Origin of the sequence: Affinundibacterium danionis (assembly GCF_042432465.1) — a bacterium.
Lineage (GTDB): Bacteria > Pseudomonadota > Gammaproteobacteria > Burkholderiales > Burkholderiaceae_D > Undibacterium > Undibacterium danionis.
Genome location: NZ_JBHLXJ010000002.1, coordinates 550115 through 570270 on the forward strand (window position 1 = coordinate 550115; position 20156 = coordinate 570270).

At 47.1% G+C, this 20156-nt stretch carries 12 protein-coding genes; 10 read left to right on the forward strand and 2 right to left on the reverse strand.

Annotated elements, in window-relative coordinates:
• Positions 1–36 precede the first annotated feature (36 nt).
• Both cobN and ACFFJH_RS02465 read right to left on the reverse strand, forming a co-directional pair.
• Entirely contained in the window at positions 37–4056 is a 4020-nt protein-coding gene (cobN, locus tag ACFFJH_RS02460; RefSeq protein ID WP_390209793.1) for a cobaltochelatase subunit CobN, read from the reverse strand.
• The gene (locus ACFFJH_RS02465; RefSeq protein WP_390209795.1) at positions 4056–6347 is read right to left on the reverse strand and encodes a TonB-dependent hemoglobin/transferrin/lactoferrin family receptor; all 2292 of its coding nucleotides are present in this window, start codon (positions 6345–6347) and stop codon (positions 4056–4058) included. Before ACFFJH_RS02465 ends, cobN begins: the two co-directional genes overlap by 1 nt.
• A gap of 651 nt (positions 6348–6998) precedes the next feature.
• Between ACFFJH_RS02465 and ACFFJH_RS02470 the strand changes: the two genes are divergently transcribed.
• The 10 genes from ACFFJH_RS02470 to narJ all read left to right on the forward strand — a co-directional run bounded on the left by ACFFJH_RS02470 (position 6999) and on the right by narJ (position 20154).
• On the forward strand, positions 6999–8156 hold the full coding sequence (locus tag ACFFJH_RS02470) for a DUF1513 domain-containing protein (RefSeq protein WP_390209797.1): 1158 nt from the start codon (positions 6999–7001) through the stop codon (positions 8154–8156).
• A gap of 2 nt (positions 8157–8158) precedes the next feature.
• Positions 8159–8677 (forward strand): hypothetical protein, encoded by a 519-nt coding sequence (locus tag ACFFJH_RS02475; RefSeq protein ID WP_390209798.1) that lies wholly within the window; start codon positions 8159–8161, stop codon positions 8675–8677.
• Positions 8678–9188: 511 nt separating this feature from the next.
• On the forward strand, positions 9189–10367 hold the full coding sequence (locus ACFFJH_RS02480; protein WP_390209799.1) for an HPP family protein: 1179 nt from the start codon (positions 9189–9191) through the stop codon (positions 10365–10367).
• A gap of 250 nt (positions 10368–10617) precedes the next feature.
• Complete coding sequence (ubiU, locus tag ACFFJH_RS02485; protein WP_390209800.1) at positions 10618–11622, forward strand: ubiquinone anaerobic biosynthesis protein UbiU; 1005 nt, start codon at positions 10618–10620, stop codon at positions 11620–11622.
• Between the two features lie 186 nt (positions 11623–11808).
• Positions 11809–12714 carry a ubiquinone anaerobic biosynthesis protein UbiV gene (ubiV, locus tag ACFFJH_RS02490; RefSeq protein WP_390209802.1) on the forward strand — a complete coding sequence of 302 codons (906 nt, stop codon included), beginning with the start codon at positions 11809–11811 and terminating at the stop codon, positions 12712–12714.
• A 9-nt stretch (positions 12715–12723) separates the two neighbouring features.
• Positions 12724–13182, forward strand: coding sequence for a ubiquinone anaerobic biosynthesis accessory factor UbiT (ubiT, locus tag ACFFJH_RS02495; RefSeq protein WP_390209803.1), 459 nt, complete (start codon positions 12724–12726; stop codon positions 13180–13182).
• Between the two features lie 43 nt (positions 13183–13225).
• The gene (locus ACFFJH_RS02500) at positions 13226–13618 is read left to right on the forward strand and encodes a putative zinc-binding protein (RefSeq protein WP_390209804.1); all 393 of its coding nucleotides are present in this window, start codon (positions 13226–13228) and stop codon (positions 13616–13618) included.
• A gap of 381 nt (positions 13619–13999) precedes the next feature.
• Positions 14000–17785: a nitrate reductase subunit alpha gene (locus ACFFJH_RS02505; protein WP_390209805.1), complete on the forward strand. Its 3786-nt coding sequence runs from the start codon at positions 14000–14002 to the stop codon at positions 17783–17785.
• Positions 17782–19335, forward strand: coding sequence for a nitrate reductase subunit beta (narH, locus tag ACFFJH_RS02510; protein WP_390209806.1), 1554 nt, complete (start codon positions 17782–17784; stop codon positions 19333–19335). The genes ACFFJH_RS02505 and narH overlap by 4 nt, the downstream gene beginning before the upstream one ends.
• A 132-nt stretch (positions 19336–19467) precedes the next feature.
• A complete protein-coding gene (gene narJ, locus ACFFJH_RS02515) occupies positions 19468–20154 on the forward strand; it encodes a nitrate reductase molybdenum cofactor assembly chaperone (RefSeq protein ID WP_390209808.1) in 687 nt (228 codons plus the stop codon).
• Positions 20155–20156 lie beyond the last annotated feature (2 nt).

The following is a 20156-nucleotide window of genomic DNA, read 5'->3' on the forward strand; positions in this document are numbered from 1 at the left end:
AAAATGGGTGCTGGATCTGGTACTGTTGCTGATACTTTAGATAATTTGTTTAAGCTGATTTTTCCACCTTAATTGCAAAAACACGCCGCTCATAAATGCCAATAACATGGCGATCAATCCCCACAACTCAGATTGATGCCAAGGATTGCTCGGTGTTGTATTGGGCAAGGTCGACAGTTTCTGAAGTTGAATGCCTTTTACAACGGGAACTGCTTGTGGGCTTGCAACTTTGACTGGCTGTGAAGGCGGCTTAGCGCTGTCATTCGCATCTGTCTTTGTATTTGATCTAGAAGCAGGGTAGGGTTTCCCCGGTGCAGATGGTAGAGCTTGTTGACCAAGACCAATAAACTCCGAAAACGCAGCATTGTCTGTGGTGACGTCATGTTGCTTCGCCAGCGCTAAATACTCGCGCTTTAGTTCAGTCACTGTTGCCGCATCTGCTTTCCAATAGTCTTTGCGTGCAGCTTCTAACATCCGTTCAATGGTCTGCGCTAAGGCATGAGGATTATTTTCCTGAAACCATTTTCTTAAGCCCAATTGATGTTTGTCTTTGACATAGACATCGACAAACTCTTGCCATTGATCATCACGCACGACTTCACGTGCGACTGCTTGCCAGCCCCAGAAATTATTCATTGAATCGACAATTTGTAGCGTGCCGGCGTATCCCTCAGCCATCAGTCCCTTGATATAACCTGGATGAAAATTTCGTGTTGCGAGTTCTTTTGCGAGAAACCCTGCTGCACTCTCTACTTTTCCTGATCCGTTTTGACCCGCCTCACGTAAATTTGAAATGTATAACTCCGGCGGCTTTCCATCTAGATGTCGTACCGCTAAAGAGATTCCGCCAAGATATTGGAAGGGATCGTCGGTGGTCAGCATGCCGTAGAGATTTGAACTGCGCGACAGCACCGCAGCATCGGTTCCCCGCAAAGCTTCGGCATACAGATTTACCGCATCAAGCTTGCTGCCCCATTGACTTTGGTCTGCTCCGTAAGCAAATTGCATACGACTTAAATAGAGTTGCGCGAGTTTTTTATCACCGTCTTCTTTATTTTTCCAGCTGCCGCTGGCCAAGGTCGCGTCGTCTAGTCCTGTGCCGTAGCGACCAGATTCCGACGAAAATATGCGTGTTTGTGCAGCGTTATTGATCTGGTCTTCAGGTAGGCCTGCTTCTCGGAGTTTTGCTGCCATTTTTAGGCTATTCTGAGCAACCGCATTATCCGTTTCCTTAGCTTGTGCCGCGAGCTGAACCGCTTTGGCTAATTGCTGCATAGTGTTGGGGAATTGATCTCGATAGAGCCCAGTCACAGAGAGCACCACATCGACGCGAGGACGTCCTAATTGCTCTCTCGGAATTAAGCGTACACCCGTTACACGTCCACCCGCATCCCATACTGGTTCTACGCCCAAAGCCCAGAGTGCTTGCGCTTCCAAAATACCTTGATGACGCATGGTTTCTACGGACCACAGTGAAAAAGTCAATTTACGCGGTGAACTACCGTGTTTTTGCTGATGTGCGAGAAGTAATTTATCAAGCGCCTCCTTGCCCGCGGCCCATGCTTGCTGAGTCGGTATCCGAGATGGATCAAAACCATATAAGTTGCGACCAGTAGGCAAGGCATCAGGATTTTTGATTGGATCACCGCCATACGAGCTTGGTATGTATCGTCCATCTAAGGCTTGTAATAAGCTCGTTTGTTCTTGTTGCGCAGCTAAAGACTGATACCAACTATGTGCCAATTTCAGTTTTTCTTGTAACGCAATTGGTAAATTTTCTGGAATCTTCTGTTCTAAAATATAGTCATCCATCATCCGGTAGGCGAGATTTTTTTGAAGTTGGCGATAGTCACCTACCATCACTTCGTCTAAATCATCGTTTTTCACTTTTGCCCAGCGGCCAACTGCTTCCCAGTAGCCGCGACCTAGCATCAATAGTACGGTACCGATACGACGCGTATGTTGTGGTGCAACCCCAAATGTGTGTAGTCCTAGTGGCTGCGCAGTTTGCGCTAGTTCGTGTAAATGATCATGCACCAGCGTGACAAAGCCTTGGAAGTCATGCACTATTTTGTCGTCGCTCCATGCTAAATCTTTATCGATTTTTTGTGCTTTAACGCGTTTTATAAAATCTTGTGCAATTTTGTCTTTGACCGCACCCAGATCTTGTGCCAACCATGCGTGCAGTAAATCATGAATTTCGATCAAAGAATCGTGCAATCCTGCGGGCGTAAAAGCAGGTGTCAGATGTGTGATCGTCACCGCACGCCCACGTCGTTTAGCTTGTAAAGCTTCGCCAATATTATCGACAATGTAGGGGTAGATCACAGGTAGATCCCCTAATGCCAGCAATGGGTAGTCATACACGGACAAGCCCCTTTCTTTACCTGGCAACCATTCTTGTGAGCCGTGGGTGCCGTAATGAATTAAGGCGTCTGCTTTGAATTGTTGGCGCAGCCATAGGTAGCTGGCGAGATAAAAATGTGAGGGAAGTGCTTTGGGATGATGGTATAAAGCTTTTTCCTTTTCCTCCCATTTTTCCCCGCGTGGTGCTTGGGGCAGCAGCACCAGATTACCGAGTTTAAAGCGCGGCACGACAAAGTAACTTTGACCTCCTTTTTGTATCGTCATCGCCGAACGCTCTGGGTCTCCCCAGCGCTGATTCAAGGCATCTTGAACTTCTTTTGTTTGTTGCTGTAGCCATGATCGATAGCTTGCAACAGGAAATAATTCTGCCAGGTCGTCGCGTAAGAGACCAGGCAATTCGCCGTCACGATAAGAAGGGGCGAGCAGACGCTGCAAGTTACTGGTGAGTGTTGTTTCATCGTGCACACTTGTTTGATAGCCATCCTTGCGTAAGGCCTCTAAAGTTTGCACTAAACTCCTTGGCAAATTCAGATAAGACGCCGACAGATTTTTTTCTCCAGGTGGATAGTTCCAGAACATCAGCCCCAAGCGCTTCTCTGCATGTGGCTTTTGCTGAAGTGCTAGCATGCGCAGTGCTTTGTCTACGAGTGCTTGACTTTGTTCTGGAATTGCTACGATTTGATCTGCGCTCTTGTCATGTGCTGCAATAATCATGATGTCGCTGATGCCCGTGTATTCAGATTGTGCCAAATAGAAAGGAACATCGGCCAAGGCCAAGCCTTGCTGATCTGCACGCCATTCCTTACTATCACCGCGACGGTAAGCAGTTGCTTGTAATACGGGAACACCTAATCCGGCAAAGTCAATTTTCCTGAGCTCTGGCGCTAGCATGATTTGGGTGTTAATGATTAAATCCACCAGGCTTTTCCCATCTCGACTCAGAAATGGGATGACGCTCTCGGTTGCGGCGGCATAGACTGGCATGGCGATTGCGCCACGTGCTTCTATTCGTTGCACCAAATCGTCAAACCAAGAGGTTTGCTCGGACGATAAATATTGCTGATGAATCAAAATCGCAACGACCGGGGATAGGGCTGAAACCGATTGCCCTTGTCGCACTCGCCAGTTTTTAAAACTATCGACGCTGGAGAAAATTTCTCCGTTGGCTAGCGGATGATAAATTCCCTGCGCAGGGTAGATGATCGGTGCGGGAATTCCAGCAAAATGACGATGTTGCAAGTGAGCTTGGAGCACTTTAAAGAATGCCTCAAAATTTTTTCGACCACCTTGAGAGTAGTGCGTTAAAAGTCGCTTGGCGGTTTCCTCAGGAAATTGACCGAACGATGCTTGTGCTTGATATAACCAAACCCAAGGTAATTTCAATCCGGGTAATGCTTTGGATAAACGTCCTTTAACGTAATCTTGTAAATAAGAATCGATAAATACAGCTGCGTATGGAGTAAACAAACCTGCATCGGTATCGGCGGGTAATTTATCGACATACCTAACTTCTACCTTTAATCCTAGTGGCGCTGCTATTTCATTTAATAGACGGAATTTACCCGTAGGGACATTCGACGTTGCGATAAATAGGATGGATTTCGATGGCTCTTCCGCACCAAGAACGGAAGAGCTAACGAGCGCACTGAATAGCGTCAAAGTGACGACAAGTGTACGTAAGAATGACATTAGAAATCAGCCTGTAAACTTAGGTGGAGGGAACGTCCTGGCTGAGAATAAAACGCCACACCTTGTGGATTCGGTGCGTCGGCTTGGCGTATGTCACTCCAGAGCCAATATTTTTTATCCAGCAAATTGCTGATACCTGCCTGAATGCGGTAGTGTTTAGACGGCGACCACCATGTACTCAGATCTACGGTTGCATAGGCTGCGGGCTTGAAATAGGGACTCGGTGTATCGTTCACATCTTTTTTTCGTGCTGCGCCACGAATTCGAGTTTCTAGGCCCCAAGCTGTGGTTTGATACATTAGCCCAGCACTAGCACGCATGGGTTCAATCGAGTTGAGAGCTTGATGATTATCCTGATTTTCACCATGGCTGTAAGCAAGTGCAAAGTCTGCTTGCCATGATGGTGCTAAAGTCCAACTGCTACGCGTTTCTGCACCGTAGATGCGTACCTTGGTGAGATTGATTGAGGTATTGGTTCGCCACGCTGGGCTGGGGGCATAACAGCGTGGATCGCTAGGGCAACTCAATTGAACTGTCTCGATAAAATCTCGATAACGGTTGTCGAAGATGGCGATGTGCCAACGCATGTTATCTGAGTTGCCTCGCAATCCCAGTTCAAGACCATTGCTGGTCTCTGGTTTGAGATCGGCATTCGGGACAACTGAGTAGAATTGACTAGAATTACGAAACGCGCCATTCACTTCTGAATAGTTTGGTGCGCGGAAACCTTTTGCTAGTTGTGCGTAGGCTTGCAAAGATGGATCAATGCGCCAGCGTGCGCTAATTTTTGGAGATACAGCGCTATGGGTAGGAGCGCTCAGCGTTCTGCCCAATAAGCTCAATGTTTGCTGAGCTAAAGCATCAATTTCTGGACTAAGCTGAGTACGATCATAGCGTACTCCCATCGCTAATTGCAGGGCGCCATTTGCAAGTCCGTCGATTTCATCTTGTATAAATAAGCCTGTTTGCGTGGTTCTGCCGTTGGCGAAATCGCGCAAGGGATAGGTTTCTCCAGCCAGACTATTTAAATTTATTCCGGTTGTTTCATTGCGAATTTTCGCATCCCGTTTCTCTTCAACCTGTATCCGACTCCAATCCAAACCACCGCTAACGATATGGGTTAAACCAGCTGTTTCCCAAGCCTTTTCGACTAGGGTGTTCAGACCGCGCGTTGATTGGTCAAAAAAGAAGTCTTGATCGAGTGCGCAGTTATTTCCTGCACCCGCAGCAGCCGAACAAGTTGCTGAAGTATTTCTACGGAGTGCAATATTGTGATTATGCGTCTGTGCATTTTGGGTAAAGAGACGCGCACTGAATCGATCATACCAAGCCTGTTGGGGCTGATGTTCCCATTCAAGACTACCGCGTACTCGTCGAACCTGATCATCACCTTGCATGCTGGTGAGCTTAGGCATAGAGGCGGCTAAACGTAATATGTCATTTTCAGATTGGCTTTCTCGTCCTTCAATCGTCCAGCTTAATTTGTGACCTAGCTCGGGACGCCAAATTGCTTTTGTCAGGACACCGTAATCGGTGTTGTCTTGTGGATTTGGCTTACTGCGCGCAGGTGATTTGGACGCATCTTCACCTTTGTTTTTTGTTTCTTGCGCAGAATTGTGTGAAGCGCCAAACAACCAATCGACACTACCAGTGCGAGCTGCAAACAAAGCAGTTTTTGTCCACCCTTGATTGCTGCCGTTGTAGCTTAACTTGAGTCGTGTTGCTGTAGTTTGTTCAGAGCCTAAAAGATCCTGTGGTTTTAGTGTGATATAGCCAACGACACCAGCCAGTGCATCCGAGCCATACAAGCTTGACGCTGCACCGCGAACAACTTCCACTTGTTTTAGGAAGTCTGGCATGCTACCTGGCGTTGCGCTCATGGTGAAATTGGTTGGCCCACCACCATTGTAGTAGTCGGGTAAGCGAACCCCATCGACTGTCTGCAAAACCCGATTGTCCTCAATCCCCCTTATATTGACGCGTGTCGCACCAAAGCGCCGCAAGTCTTTTGCCATTGCAATATCCGGCTCATCTTTAAACAAATCAGCACTACTACCGATAAAACGACGATCTAACACTTTGCGCTCTATGCTGGTGACCGTACCCGAGACGTTCTCTGCTTGAGTTTCGATTCGTGTGGCTGTTACCACTGTGGTTCCTAAATCCTGACTTTTTGGTGGCGCCGTCTGACTTTGTGCCATTGCTAGTTGTTGTGCAAATATCGTTGCAATTGCTAATGCCAGTTGATGACGATGACTGATAGGGCGATTTGATGAAATGACTTTACGCATAGGATTCCCAAGCAAACAAACGCTATCCAGCTAAGCTGGTAAGCTTATTTTTAAATGAAGAAATGAAAGAAGAAAGTAAGCGCAGACCTTGAGTTCCAAATGAATCTGCGGAGTAGCTTTCTATCAGAGGCTGGCGAATGCTGGCGTGGTGCAGCTTTAGAGTAAGTCTGGAAGATCTAAAGCAATTAATACAAAGCAGATTCTATCATTAATGAGAATCATTCGCATTTGATGGAAATCAATTGCTTTCTATATTCATGGAATATGTATCGAACAAACGGACAAGGATTTACCTTTTAATTAGGGCTAGGTGCCTCTGATTCGCTTTGATGGGGGCGATATGGCACTGAGAAATATACTTGTGCATTTGAATCTCTCCGTTTCTAATGAGGTTAGCGTGGGCCGGATTTCACATTTTTTAGGTTTTTTAAAGTTATGTCTGGCAAATGGAGCAAATTAGTGCACATGTCAATTCGGCCTGTTAGAGTTGTTTACTCGTCTATTTAGAGAAATAGCTTAGCGATCTTGGTCGCTTCAACAGGGCATCTTTGTTGATGAAGTGTGCTTCTATTGATTCAAGTCATTGCAAATAGAAATGAGAATGATTTACGTTTACGTTTTTCAACGTACATGAATCATGTTATTTCTACTATGAGTACCTCTTTAAATCGTCGCCGCTTCCTGTATTCTCTCGCTGCACTTGGCTTGGTGCCACAGACATCATTTTCTATGAACCCAAGGTTTCAGAAGGGGGAGCTTGAAGGGGGCAGTGAGCAAATAAGTCTCATCGGGGCCTCTTGGCGCGGACCTAACGCGGGTGACACACACTATGCAGGTGTATTAGCTGCAAATTGGGAACGCAAGACCTTGGAAATTCGTTATCAGGTCGCTCTGCCTACGCGCCCACACGGTTTGGTAGCTGAAGTCGGTGGTGGATTGCTAGTCAATGGTGTACGTCCCGGCACGTGGCTCATGAGATGCGACGGCAAAGGCAAAATTGTGCAACAAATCGATGTCACAGCTGAATCGCCAAGTGTGCGCTTAAGTGGTCATATCGTTGCGGGTGAAGAGCTGCTTTACACAACCGAGATCGACTATAAAAATGATCAGGGACGTATCGGTGTACGTGATCCTCACAGTCTCAAAAAACTTGATGAGTGGGCAAGTGGTGGTATTGAACCACACCAAGCGCTGATTGACGAGGCGGGCAGACTCTTGATTGCCAATGGCGGGGTGCGACGCTCGCTGTCAGATAAGAAGTACGACTTGCATCGTATGGATTCTAGTCTGGTCCGCCTAGATGGTAAAAATGGACACCAAATGGAACGCTGGGCATTGGATGACCCGCGTCTCAGTATGCGTCACATTGCTTGGAGTCGCTCGCCAATGGACGGCAAACTTAGGCTAGGCATCGCTATGCAAGCAGAGCATGACCAGAAGACTCAACGCGCCACTGCACCGATATTGGCGATTTTCGACGGAGAAAAATTAAGTACGCCTAGCCGCGAGAATGATGGACATGGTTATGCAGGAGACATCACTTCAGCTTGGAATGGTGGATTTGCACTTTCCAGTAACAAAGCTGGGATTGCGCAGCTGTGGCATCCAGGGCAGCCCGACAAATTGTTGCCCATTGTCGAGATGGATGAAGCATATGCCTTGACTGATTGGAGTGGGCCTCAGCCAGGAGGTGGCGTCTTAGTCGCGACTGCAGTTGGTCTGATTCGGTGGCACATTAATGCAAAACCAGCATTTTTGGCATGGCCAAAGCCGATGGCGCTTGATAATCATTGGGTTTTGATGAGTTGAATATGGTCACTAAATGTATTATTGCTTTCGCCGCTTTCTATCATGTCATTGCGACTGTTGCAGCGATGATGTCGGTGTTTCATTCCTCTCGTGTCATGCGTGGTGACGAAATCAGTCAGCCACTTTGGCGAAAGATTTTCTCGTGGGGTGAAACACATTTGTGGATCTCAGGCGCGCTCTTGATCGTTGCAGGCATCTATCAGAGCAGTCTCTCTGAATATCTAAATAATCCAAAATTATGGACAAAGGTCAGCCTCGTCCTGATATGGGGAATCACATCATTCATGATTCAAAAAACTATGCAAACTGCTTCGGTGGCACGTCGCAATTTGATGTTTGGCATTTCGACTGGCAGCTTACTGTATGGGAGCTTTTTAGGCGTGGCTAAGTCATTAGCTTACGGTGTTCTACCATTTCCTGTATTTCTAGTTGGGTATGTGGCGACCATTGCGTTTTGCACTCTTGGAGTACATCGACTCTTTGCACTAGCTATTTCCAGCTACCCAAGCGGTAAGATCTAAGTCTTTGGATGCGTTGCAATGTGCTCCAATAATTCTGTCGAAATATTAACTCGGAGAATGGTTTGTGAAGAGTTTGCGGCGTTGTCTCATCCAAATCCTCGTTTGGCAGATTTGCTTGTAAGTTCGTATCGAGACAGTCTTGCGATCGAAATAAAGTAGCCTGTAATTGGTATCCCCCAATTTCTGAAAATCGCAAGCTAAGTTCGCTATTTCGTTAGAGAGTACAGCAGAAAGTGGCTGGGGCGCCGGCAAGCACTCAATAAGAACTAGCACTTTCGCATCGATTTTGAAAGCAAATTGCGGCTTCAGACATCCCAGCGCCAGTGAAATTATTATCAGCTACGTAGCTGGCTTCATCAATGATTATTATCACAATTGCTTCTGGGCTTATTCTGCGTTTGATTTTATTGATCTATCGCAAGGAAATCACTTGGAGATAAGACAGAACCAGTGGAACATTAAGCTGCCTACAAGTTGACGTATTAATACCAAATCTTGGTGATTATCTATAGTGAGTAAAAGCTTTTATCTTTCAGATGTTAAAGCAGTATTGGGACGATTCCTTCCTCTACCAACCACGTTGGGGCATAAGGAACGTTTCGTTGTTGCTTCAGGTGCTTTACTGAGTTTGTTATTCGCGACTTTATCCAGCTATTTAATTGGGGGACGATTTGGTTCGATTCCTTTATTGGTGGCGCCAATGGGAGCGACTTCTATACTCATATTTGCCCTACCATCTAGCCCTTTAGCGCAACCTTGGTCGGTTTGCTTTGGCAATTTTATATCCGCTAGTATTGGCGTCGCGTGTGCGGCTTTGTTAGGCCATCATCCCGTTGTGGCCTCGCTTGCTGTTTGGCCGATGTTTGCTACGCGTAGCCTACATCCACCAGGCGGTGCGGTTGCACTTTTGGCTGTGCTTGGAGGGACACAAATAGAGCGTCTTGAATGGTATTTTGTATTGGAATCCGTCGTGCTGCAGTCGACTTGTTTGGTCGTCATCGCGGCAGGTTTTCACCATTTGCGAAAGGTGAATTATCCACAATCGGCAAGACTAAGCGAGAATTTGCATCAAACAGGTGATCCGCAAATAAGCGCTAGACTAGGTGTTACCAGTGCTGATCTCGATGTTATCTTGGCTAAGCATGGAAAACTACTCGATATTAGTCGAACTGATTTACAAACATTGATTACGAATACCGAGATACAAGTGCAACGCCGGCGACACGGCGTTATTCGGTGTAGTGAAATCATGTCACGTCATGTCGTCACAGTTAAATTTGAAACGAGGCTTGAAGAGTGTTGGCAATTATTACGAACCCATAAAGTCAAAACACTCCCAGTCATTGACGATCAAAGAAAAGTGATTGGAACAATAAGTCTCATTGATTTCTTAAAAAATGCGGGTCTTGATGTTTACCATGATTTCGATCTGCGTTTGCGGCAATTGCTGGAGAATGCGCATCGTTTGACTGGTAGTAGATATGAAGTTGCAGGTCATATCATGAACACTTCAGTCCAGGCTAAAGTAGACGATTCCGATATCCTTGAACTGGTGGCGCTTTTTACCGATCTTGGTCTGCATTCTGTTCCGATTTTGAATTCGAGTGGCGAGTTGCAAGGTGTGATTACACAAACGGATTTGATCGCTACTTTGTATCGCATGCAGATTGATAACCCGCTCGATACTTAGACCATTGTTTATGATGGTGATGGTTTTCAATGCTTGCTTGTTGCCGATATTCAGATCCGTGAGAGTAATGAATTTCATCTAGATAGTCGTTGACGACACACTTGTGGGTGGCTAAGTTTGATGTTCAATATTTTTGAATTATATTTTTGCGGCTTTATTAGACTTCTCGATACAGAACCAAATGGTGTATCCATGATTTCATTGACCTAAGACAAAGACACGCCTACAGCGTATCGCTACCATCTTGCGCATGAAAAATCTCGATCTTGTAGCGCCCGCAGGCAGCTTAGTTGCCCTCAAAGCGGCTGTCGACAAAGGCGCCGATGCCGTCTATTTAGGCTTACGCAATGCTACCAATGCGCGCAATTTTGGTGGCTTAAATTTTACCGATACCGATATCCGACTCGGTGTGGAATACGCACACCAACGTGGCAAACAAGTGCTATTTGCCATCAATACCTATCCGCAAGCACGCATGGCTCAAGAATGGCATGCTGCAATCGACACCGCTGTATTGCTGGGTGCCGATGCTATCATCTTGGCCGACCCCGGCTTAATGGCCTACGCACGCCATCGTTATCCTGATGTACGTTTGCATTTATCCGTGCAGAGTTCATCCACTACCGTCGATGCAATCGAATTGATGCGCGAACAATTTGGCATACGTCGCGCTGTTTTGCCACGCGTATTAACACTGACTGAAATTGAAAAAATCATTCGTCAGACCGAGGTTGAAATTGAAGTGTTTGGCTTCGGTAGCTTATGTGTGATGGCTGAAGGACGTTGTCTGTTATCGAGTTATGTCACGGGTGATTCACCGAATAATAAAGGCGTATGCTCGCCTGGTCATGCTGTTAGCTGGGAAGAAAAAGACAAGGTTTTATCCGCGCGTTTGAGCGGCACCTTAATCGACCGCTACGCACCGAACGAAGCGGCTGGTTATCCGAAACTGTGCAAAGGTCGTTTTGAAGTAGAAGGGCAAGTCGATTACGCTTTAGAAGAACCGACCAGTTTGAATGCCATCGGCTTGCTTCCGCAGTTGCTTAAAATGGGCGTGAAAGCGATCAAGATTGAAGGTCGTCAACGTAGTCCAAATTATGTGTCACAAGTGGTTGGGACTTTGCGCGCAGCGCTGGATTCAGCTGAACGTGATCCTGAGCGATATACAGCGAGGCCGGATTGGAACGCGAGCTTGGCGAAACATGCTGAGGGAGCGCAGGTGACACAAGGAGCATTCGAACGCCCCTGGAAATGAGCGTAGTTTGTAAATCCAATCTCAGGGCAGATTACGGTGTTGCCAATACTCGCAATACTGACGAATTGCAGTGTTTGGCACCTAGCCATGCATCCATAGAGTTGAATTCCTGAGCACGATTATGGCGTATTAGATTCACTGGTCGTCGTCCTATCGTTTGTTTGAAAATATATACTTAAAGACCTTATGAAACTATCCCTCGCACCACTGTCTTATTACTGGTCTAAAGACGCCACAATGCAGTTCTATGTAGAGGCGATGAACTGGCCTGTGGATATTATTTATCTGGGTGAAGTCATTTGTTCGCGTCGGCATGTGATGCGTTTGCCGGATTGGATTGGTTTGGCGAAAGCTTGTCGCGATGCGGGTAAACAAGTGGTGCTTTCAAGCTTAACTTTGATTGATAACGAAGCTGATCGACGAGCCATGCATAAATTGATTGATGCGGCGGTCGCTGAAGATTTGCTGATCGAAGCGAATGATTTTAGCGCCGTACGTGCAATGCAAGGACGGCCTTTTGTCGCGGGACCGCATTTAAATGTCTATCACACTGGCACCTTGAATTGGTTGCGTGAATTGGGAGCGATGCGCTTTACTCCGCCAATCGAATTAAGTGGTGCGGATTTGGCGGTATTGCAGGCGCAACGGCCAGTTGGTTTAGAAACAGAAGTGCAAGTATGGGGACGCATGGCGCTTGCCTTTTCTTCTCGCTGCTTCACTGCCCGCCATCATCGCCTGCGCAAAGATAATTGCGAGTTTCGCTGTGAACATTATCCCGATGGACTGGCATTACAAACCCGCGAGCACAGCGATTTTCTGACCATCAATGGCATACAAACGCAGAGCGCAAATTGCCTAGATTTAAGCCCGCAAATTCCCACCCTCAAAAACTTGCAAGTCGATATCTTGCGTCTGCAAGCGCAGTCCAACTATATGGAACAAATCGTCCACGCCTTTGATGCCGCACGCCGCCGTGAACAAGTACCGGTGATTGAACCTGAATTTTTGCCGCCGCAATCTGAGCGCTGTAATGGCTATTGGAACGGTAGTTCAGGCATGCAATGGCAGACGATTCCAATTCATGCAAACTAAATTTATTCTATGATGAACCTCACTGATTTTCGTTTTCCCCGTGTCTTTGGCCAAATCGGCCAACACTTGCCTTCACCTGTTGCCAGTGCACCTTTAATGTTGATATTGGCGCTGGCGCGACAACGCAGCTGGCTCATCGCACCAGAAAATTTATACGACAAAACATTTCAAATCTATGTCGAAGATCTCGGTCTACGCCTTTGCTTTCGTTGTGATCATGGCCGTTTTAAAGCCATCCAACATCAATCCACAGACGTCAGTCTGAGCGCCTGTGCGATGGATTTTTTGAGACTGGCAACTGCGTTGGAAGACGCCGACACTTTATTCTTTCGCCGTCGCTTAAAAATCGAAGGCGATACAGAGCTAGGTATTGCGGTGAAATATTGGATCGATGCGAGTGAACGTCCAGCTTGGTTGAATCTGCTCGCAGAAAAACTGAATTCGGATTTGAATACGGGATCAGTCTAGTTGTTTGCAGCTTTGTATAGCATTTGTCTGCGAGGATCATCATATGTTAGAGCAACTACCACTGGTATATTCATGTTCAGGATGCTCCAGTGTTGCCCAACTGGCTAACGACTGTGCATTGGAATTGGACAGAGCCGGGCGGGCGCAAATGTCTTGTATTAGCGGGGTGGGCGGTGGTGTGCCATCGTTGCAAAAACTTGCGCAATCTGGTCGCCCCATTTTAGCTTTAGATGGCTGTGCACTAGCCTGCGTGAAAGCTTGTCTGGCGCAGGCTGGTATAACGGCCACGGTACATTTAATTTTAAATCAAGAGGGTGCACGTAAACGATTTCATGTCGATGCGCAGCCTGAGGAGCGAGCGCTCATAGCGCAAGTGGTCAATCAGGGCTTGCTTGAGGTGTATCGTTTAAGTGAACTAGAAAATGAACAAATTTGACAACGTGAATGGTCTGCATAGAGGACGGGGGAGGGCTTCATTGCTTTCACTCCCAATACTATTTTTTTTGCGATTAAATATTGATTTTTGCTAACTGAAGGCTCATGAAAATGAGCCTCTTTATTATCGATGAGGGAATGAAGAACTCAGCATCTTGTCGATATTTCTTCACCTATTTTCTACAAGCTTGAGTCAAGTCAATCTTCAAGCGCTTAAGAAAATCGACCTAGTTCTAAAGAACTATCTCAGTCTAGTGCCAACGCCTGCTCTTAGGCACCGCTCCGAAGAATGGGCGTAGTCAACTCAACTCTCTAAACTTTGATCATGTCAAAGTAGAGTGAATATTAGGTTCGCTCTATCTCAAACAACAAGGAGCTTGAGATGAGTCATTTTCTGGATAGATTGAAGTTTATGTCTAAGGTGAAATCCACCTATTCTGACGGACATGGTGCGGTGGTGGATGAGGATAGACAGTGGGAAAATGCGTATCGCAGCCGCTGGCAGCATGACAAGATTGTGCGTTCTACGCACGGCGTGAACTGTACCGGTTCTTGTTCTTGGAAGGTGTATGTCAAGAATGGTTTGATTACCTGGGAAACGCAACAAACCGATTATCCACGTACCCGTCCTGATTTGCCAAATCATGAGCCGCGTGGTTGCCCACGTGGTGCTTCGTATAGCTGGTATGTGTACTCTGCGCAGCGCGTCAAATATCCTATGATACGTGGTCGTTTGATGGAAATGTGGCAAGAGGCACGTAAGACTATGGACCCGATCCAAGCATGGGAAGCGATTAGTCAAAATCCAGAAAAAGCCGCACGCTACAAATCTGTGCGTGGTTTGGGTGGTTTTGTGCGTGCTGATTGGGATACGGCGCAAGAAATCATTGCGGCATCGAACGCCTTTACGATCAAAAAATTTGGTCCTGATCGCGTGGTCGGTTTTTCACCGATTCCAGCGATGTCGATGGTGTCCTACGCGGCAGGTTCGCGTTACCTGTCATTGATTGGTGGCGTGCCACTTTCTTTCTATGATTGGTATTGCGATTTGCCGCCGTCTAGCCCACAGGTCTGGGGCGAACAAACTGACGTACCTGAATCAGCGGACTGGTACAACTCTACCTATTTGATGGTCTGGGGTTCTAACGTGCCGCAAACACGGACACCAGATGCTCATTTCTACACGGAAGTGCGTTACAAGGGCACCAAAACGGTGGCTGTCTCTAGCGATTTCGGCGAGATGGTCAAATTCGGTGATATCTGGATGGCGCCTAAGCAAGGTACGGATGCCGCACTCGCGATGGCGATGGGTCACGTGATCCTGAAGGAATTCCATCTAGGGAATAAATCTGCTTATTTCCGTAGCTATGTTAAACAATACACCGACATGCCGATGTTGGTGCGTCTGGTTGAGCGTAATGGTTGTTATGTACCAGATCAAATGTTGCGCGCGTCACAGATGCCAGGCGGCTTAGATGAAGCGAATAATGGCGATTGGAAGACACTGGCGATTGATGAGACAACAGGCACTATCGTCTCGCCAAATGGTTCTATCGGCTATCGCTGGGGTGAAGGCAAGTTTGATGATGGTGCGAAAGTTGGTCGTTGGAATCTGGAAGCCAAAGATGGCGGTTCCGGTCGCGAAATTGACCCTCAATTGAGTTTAATCGGTAAGCATGATGAGATCGTCAGTGTCGGCTTTAGTTACTTTGGTGGTGCTGATGCCAATGATATGTTGCAACGTAATTTGCCTGCAAAACGTGTCACGCTGGCTGACGGTAGCGTCGCCTTAGTCGCGACGGTCTACGACTTGTCAATGGCGAACTACGGTGTTGATCAAGGCTTAGGTGGTGCCGTTGCTACGTCCTATGATGATGACGTGCCATATACACCTGCATGGCAAGAGAAACATACGACGGTCAAACGTGATTTGGTGATCCAGGTAGCACGTGAGTTCGCACAGAATGCGCATGACACTGAAGGTAAGAGCATGGTGATCGTTGGTGCTGCGCTGAATCACTGGTACCACAACGATATGATTTATCGCGGCATTATTAATATGCTGATGATGTGCGGTTGCATCGGCAAATCTGGCGGTGGTTGGGCACATTATGTGGGTCAAGAAAAACTGCGTCCACAATTTGGCTGGGCACCCTTGGCATTTGCTAGTGATTGGGTACGTCCTGCACGCCAGATGAACGGTACCAGCTTCTTCTATGCACACACTAGCCAATGGCGTCATGAGAAATTGGCGATGGATGAAATTCTGGCACCGACCGCAGACAAGTCCAAGATCAGCCACATGAGCATGATCGATATGAATGCCAAATCCGAACGTCTAGGCTGGTTGCCATCAGCACCGCAGTTGGAAACTAATCCTCTGGATATTTGCGATGCGGCGGCGAAAGCCGGTGTCGAACCTGTTGAGTATCTGACCAAAGGTCTCAAGGCAGGTACGCTGAACATGAGTTGCGATGATCCCGATAATCCAAAAAATTTCCCGCGCAATATGTTTGTGTGGCGTTCGAATATCTTAGGTAGTTCAGGCAAAGGTCACGAGTACTTCTTGAAGTATTTATTGGGTACGCAAAATGCCTTGTTTGATGATCCTTATGATGCGGTCAAACCATCGGAAGTGAAGTTCCGTCCGGTGGCTGCTGAAGGCAAACTCGATTTGCTGGTGGTATTAGATTTCCGTATGAGCACGACTTGCCTGTACGGCGATATTGTTCTGCCGACCGCGACTTGGTACGAGAAAGATGATTTGAATACCTCCGACATGCATCCTTTCATTCACCCATTGAGTGAAGCGGTGCAGCCATTGTGGGAAAGCAAAACTGACTGGGAAATCTACAAAGGTATCGCTAAGAAATTTACTGAAATCGGTGGTGAGTATCTGGGCACACGCAAAGACATCGTCTTGCAACCATTAATGCACGATACGCCGGGCGAACTAGGTCAAGCATTTGAGCCTAAAGATTGGAAAAAAGGTGAGTGCGATTTGATTCCTGGTAAAACAGCGCCAAATATGATCGTGGTAGAACGAAATTACAAAGACATCTTCAAGAAGTTCACGTCGATCGGACCTTTGCTCGACAAATTGGGTAACGGTGGTAAAGGCATCAACTGGAACACCGAGCATGAAGTCAAGGAAATCGGTGGCATCACCAAGCTGGTGACGGAAGAGGGCGTCAGTAAAGGGCGCCCACGTCTGGAAAGCGCGATTGATGGCTGCGAGATGATATTGACTTTCGCACCTGAAACCAATGGTCATGTGTCGGTCAAAGCATGGGAAGCCTTGGGCAAGATTACTGGTCGTGATCATACGCATCTAGCTGTTGGCCGTGAGCATGACAAAATCCGTTTCCGCGATGTGCAAGCACAGCCACGCAAGATTATTTCTGCGCCGACTTGGTCTGGTTTGGAATCAGAAGAAGTCAGCTACAACGCCGGTTATACCAACGTACATGAATATATTCCTTGGCGCACATTGACCGGTCGCCAGCAGTTTTACCAAGATCACCGCTGGATGCTTGATTTTGGTGAAGGCCTGTGTGTCTACAAGCCAGCGATCGATACCAAGACCGTTGCGCCGATGTTGAACAAATCACCTAACGGTGAAAAAGAGATCGTGTTGAACTGGATCACGCCGCATCAAAAGTGGGGTATCCATTCTACTTACTCTGATAACTTGCGTATGTTGACCTTGTCACGCGGTGGCCCTCACGTTTGGGTCTCTGAGATCGAAGCCAAAGAAGCCGGTTTGGTCGATAACGATTGGGTCGAGGTGTTTAATAGTAACGGTACGTTGACAGCGCGGGTCGTGGTCAGTCAGCGCGTACCAAAAGGCATGTGTTTGATGTATCACGCTCAAGAGAAAATCGTTAATACACCAGGTGCGGAACTCTCCGGTATGCGCGGTGGTATCCATAACTCTGTGACTCGTGCGGTGTTGAAGCCGACCCACATGATTGGTGGCTATGCTCAGCTATCTTATGGTTTTAATTACTATGGAACGGTTGGTAGTAATCGTGATGAATTTGTGGTGTTGCGTAAGATGAAAAAAGTAGATTGGTTAGAAGGAAGATTGGACGAAGCTGCGCACGATAAAGAATACGCTGCTAAAGCTGCAAATCAACTTGCGAACGAAAAAGGAGCAGCGTCATGAAAATTCGCGCACAAGTAGGCATGGTGTTGAACCTGGATAAATGTATCGGTTGCCACACCTGTTCCGTGACCTGTAAGAACGTGTGGACCAGCCGTGACGGTGTTGAGTACGCGTGGTTCAACAACGTCGAAACCAAGCCGGGTATTGGCTACCCAAAAGAATGGGAAAATCAAGCCAAGTGGAAGGGCGGTTGGCATAGAAACGAGGCTGGCAAATTAGAGCCAAAACAAGGTGGCAAATTGCGCATCTTGGCGAATATTTTTGCCAATCCAAATTTGCCATCCATTGATGATTATTACGAGCCATTCACTTTTGATTATGAGCGCCTGCAAAATGCGCCCTTGTCACAGACACCACCGACGGCACGTCCTATCTCTGTCATCACTGGCAAGAAAATGGACAAGATCGTTTGGGGTCCGAACTGGGAAGATGACTTAGGCGGCGAATTTAGCTCACGTAGTCGTGATGCTTTATTCGAAGGGGTGCAAAAAGAAATGTACAGCACCTTTGAATCGACTTTCATGATGTACTTGCCACGTTTGTGTGAGCACTGTCTGAACCCAGCATGTGTCGCATCTTGCCCATCCGGCTCGATTTACAAACGTGAAGACGACGGCATCGTGTTGGTCGATCAAGACAAGTGCCGTGGCTGGCGTATGTGTATCTCTGGTTGCCCTTACAAAAAGATTTATTACAACTGGAGTTCCGGCAAAGCGGAGAAATGCACCTTCTGCTATCCACGTATTGAAGCAGGTCAGCCAACGGTGTGTTCAGAAACTTGCGTAGGTCGTATCCGTTACCTCGGTGTCTTGTTATATGACGCAGACAAAATCGAAGCAGCGGCATCGACGCCGAATGAGCAAGATTTGTATCAAGCGCAATTGGATTGTTTCTTAGATCCGCATGATCCAGCCGTGATTGCTGAGGCGCGTAAGCATGGTATTCCAGAGAGTTGGATAGATTCAGCACAGAAGTCGCCCGTCTACAAAATGGCGATGGAATGGAAGATTGCCTTCCCATTGCATCCTGAATACCGCACGCTGCCTATGGTTTGGTATGTACCACCTTTGTCACCCATTCAAAAAGCAGCAGAAGCAGGTCACATGGGCATGAACGGTATTATTCCTGATGTGAAGTCTTTGCGGATTCCGGTGCGTTACTTAGCGAATTTGTTGACCGCTGGTAAAGAAGAACCAGTCTTGAAAGCCTTAGAGCGTATGTTAGCGATGCGTGCTTACAAGCGTTCGGAAGTGGTGCATGGTCAACTCGATCATGATGTCTTGAAACAAGTTGATTTGACGGCAGCCCAAGTCGAAGACATGTATCAAACCATGGCGATTGCCAACTACGAAGATCGCTTCGTGATTCCATCCTCCCATAAAGAAATGGTGGAAGATAGTTTCAACGAAAAAGGTAGTTGCGGATTTACCTTTGGTAATGGTTGCTCAGGCGGTACTTCTGATGGTGCTTTGTTTGGTAAGAAGCCGCAGGGTAGTGTGATTTTTGTGGATATGCCGAAGTCGCGCAAGAAATTGTCGACGACTGAATAAAATTCAAAGCCACTAAACACAGAGACACGGGGGTACAGAGGAAAAGCGGAGGAAAGCAAATGAGAGTTTTACTCATGCTGTTCTCTGTGTCTCTGCGCCTCTGTGTTGAGAGGTTTTAAAAAAGGAAATCGTATGCAAATTTATCGCATTTTATCCGCACTACTCAGTTACCCGCAGCCAGATCTGATCGCTGCTTTGCCTGAGATTCGTGCCGAGTTAGTTGCCGATCCAGAAGTTTTAGAGGCAGTGCAGCCCTTGCTCAATTATTTGCAAGAAAACAGTCTGATCAGCGTGCAAGAAAACTATGTGGGCACGTTTGACCGCACACCTTCCGTTGCCTTGCATTTGTTTGAACATATCCATGGTGAAAGCCGTGATCGTGGTCAGGCTATGGTGGATTTAATTTCCGAATATCGTCGCTATGGTTTCGAACCAGAGGCCAGCGAATTACCGGATTATGTGCCGCTGTTCTTAGAATTTTTAAGTTTGGTCGATGCAGAAACCGCAGAGAAATTACTCGGTGAAGCGATTCATGTATTAGCAGCAATCGGCATTCGTTTGCAACGCAAGGATAGCCCGTATGCGAATGCCTTCTTATTGCTGACATCGTTCACCGATGTGGTGCCGCAAGAACAAGGCGAGCCACCTGTGCGCGATATGGACGATGCGATGGAAACCTTTGGTCCGGGTGCGGATGGCGTTGAACCATTGTTGAAACCGGGCTTGTCGTGTTCATCAAGCGGGGCATCTGGTGGCGCGCAGACGCTTAATTTTTATCCACGTCAACCCAATGCTGCAAATCAAGCAGCTGCAAATTAAAC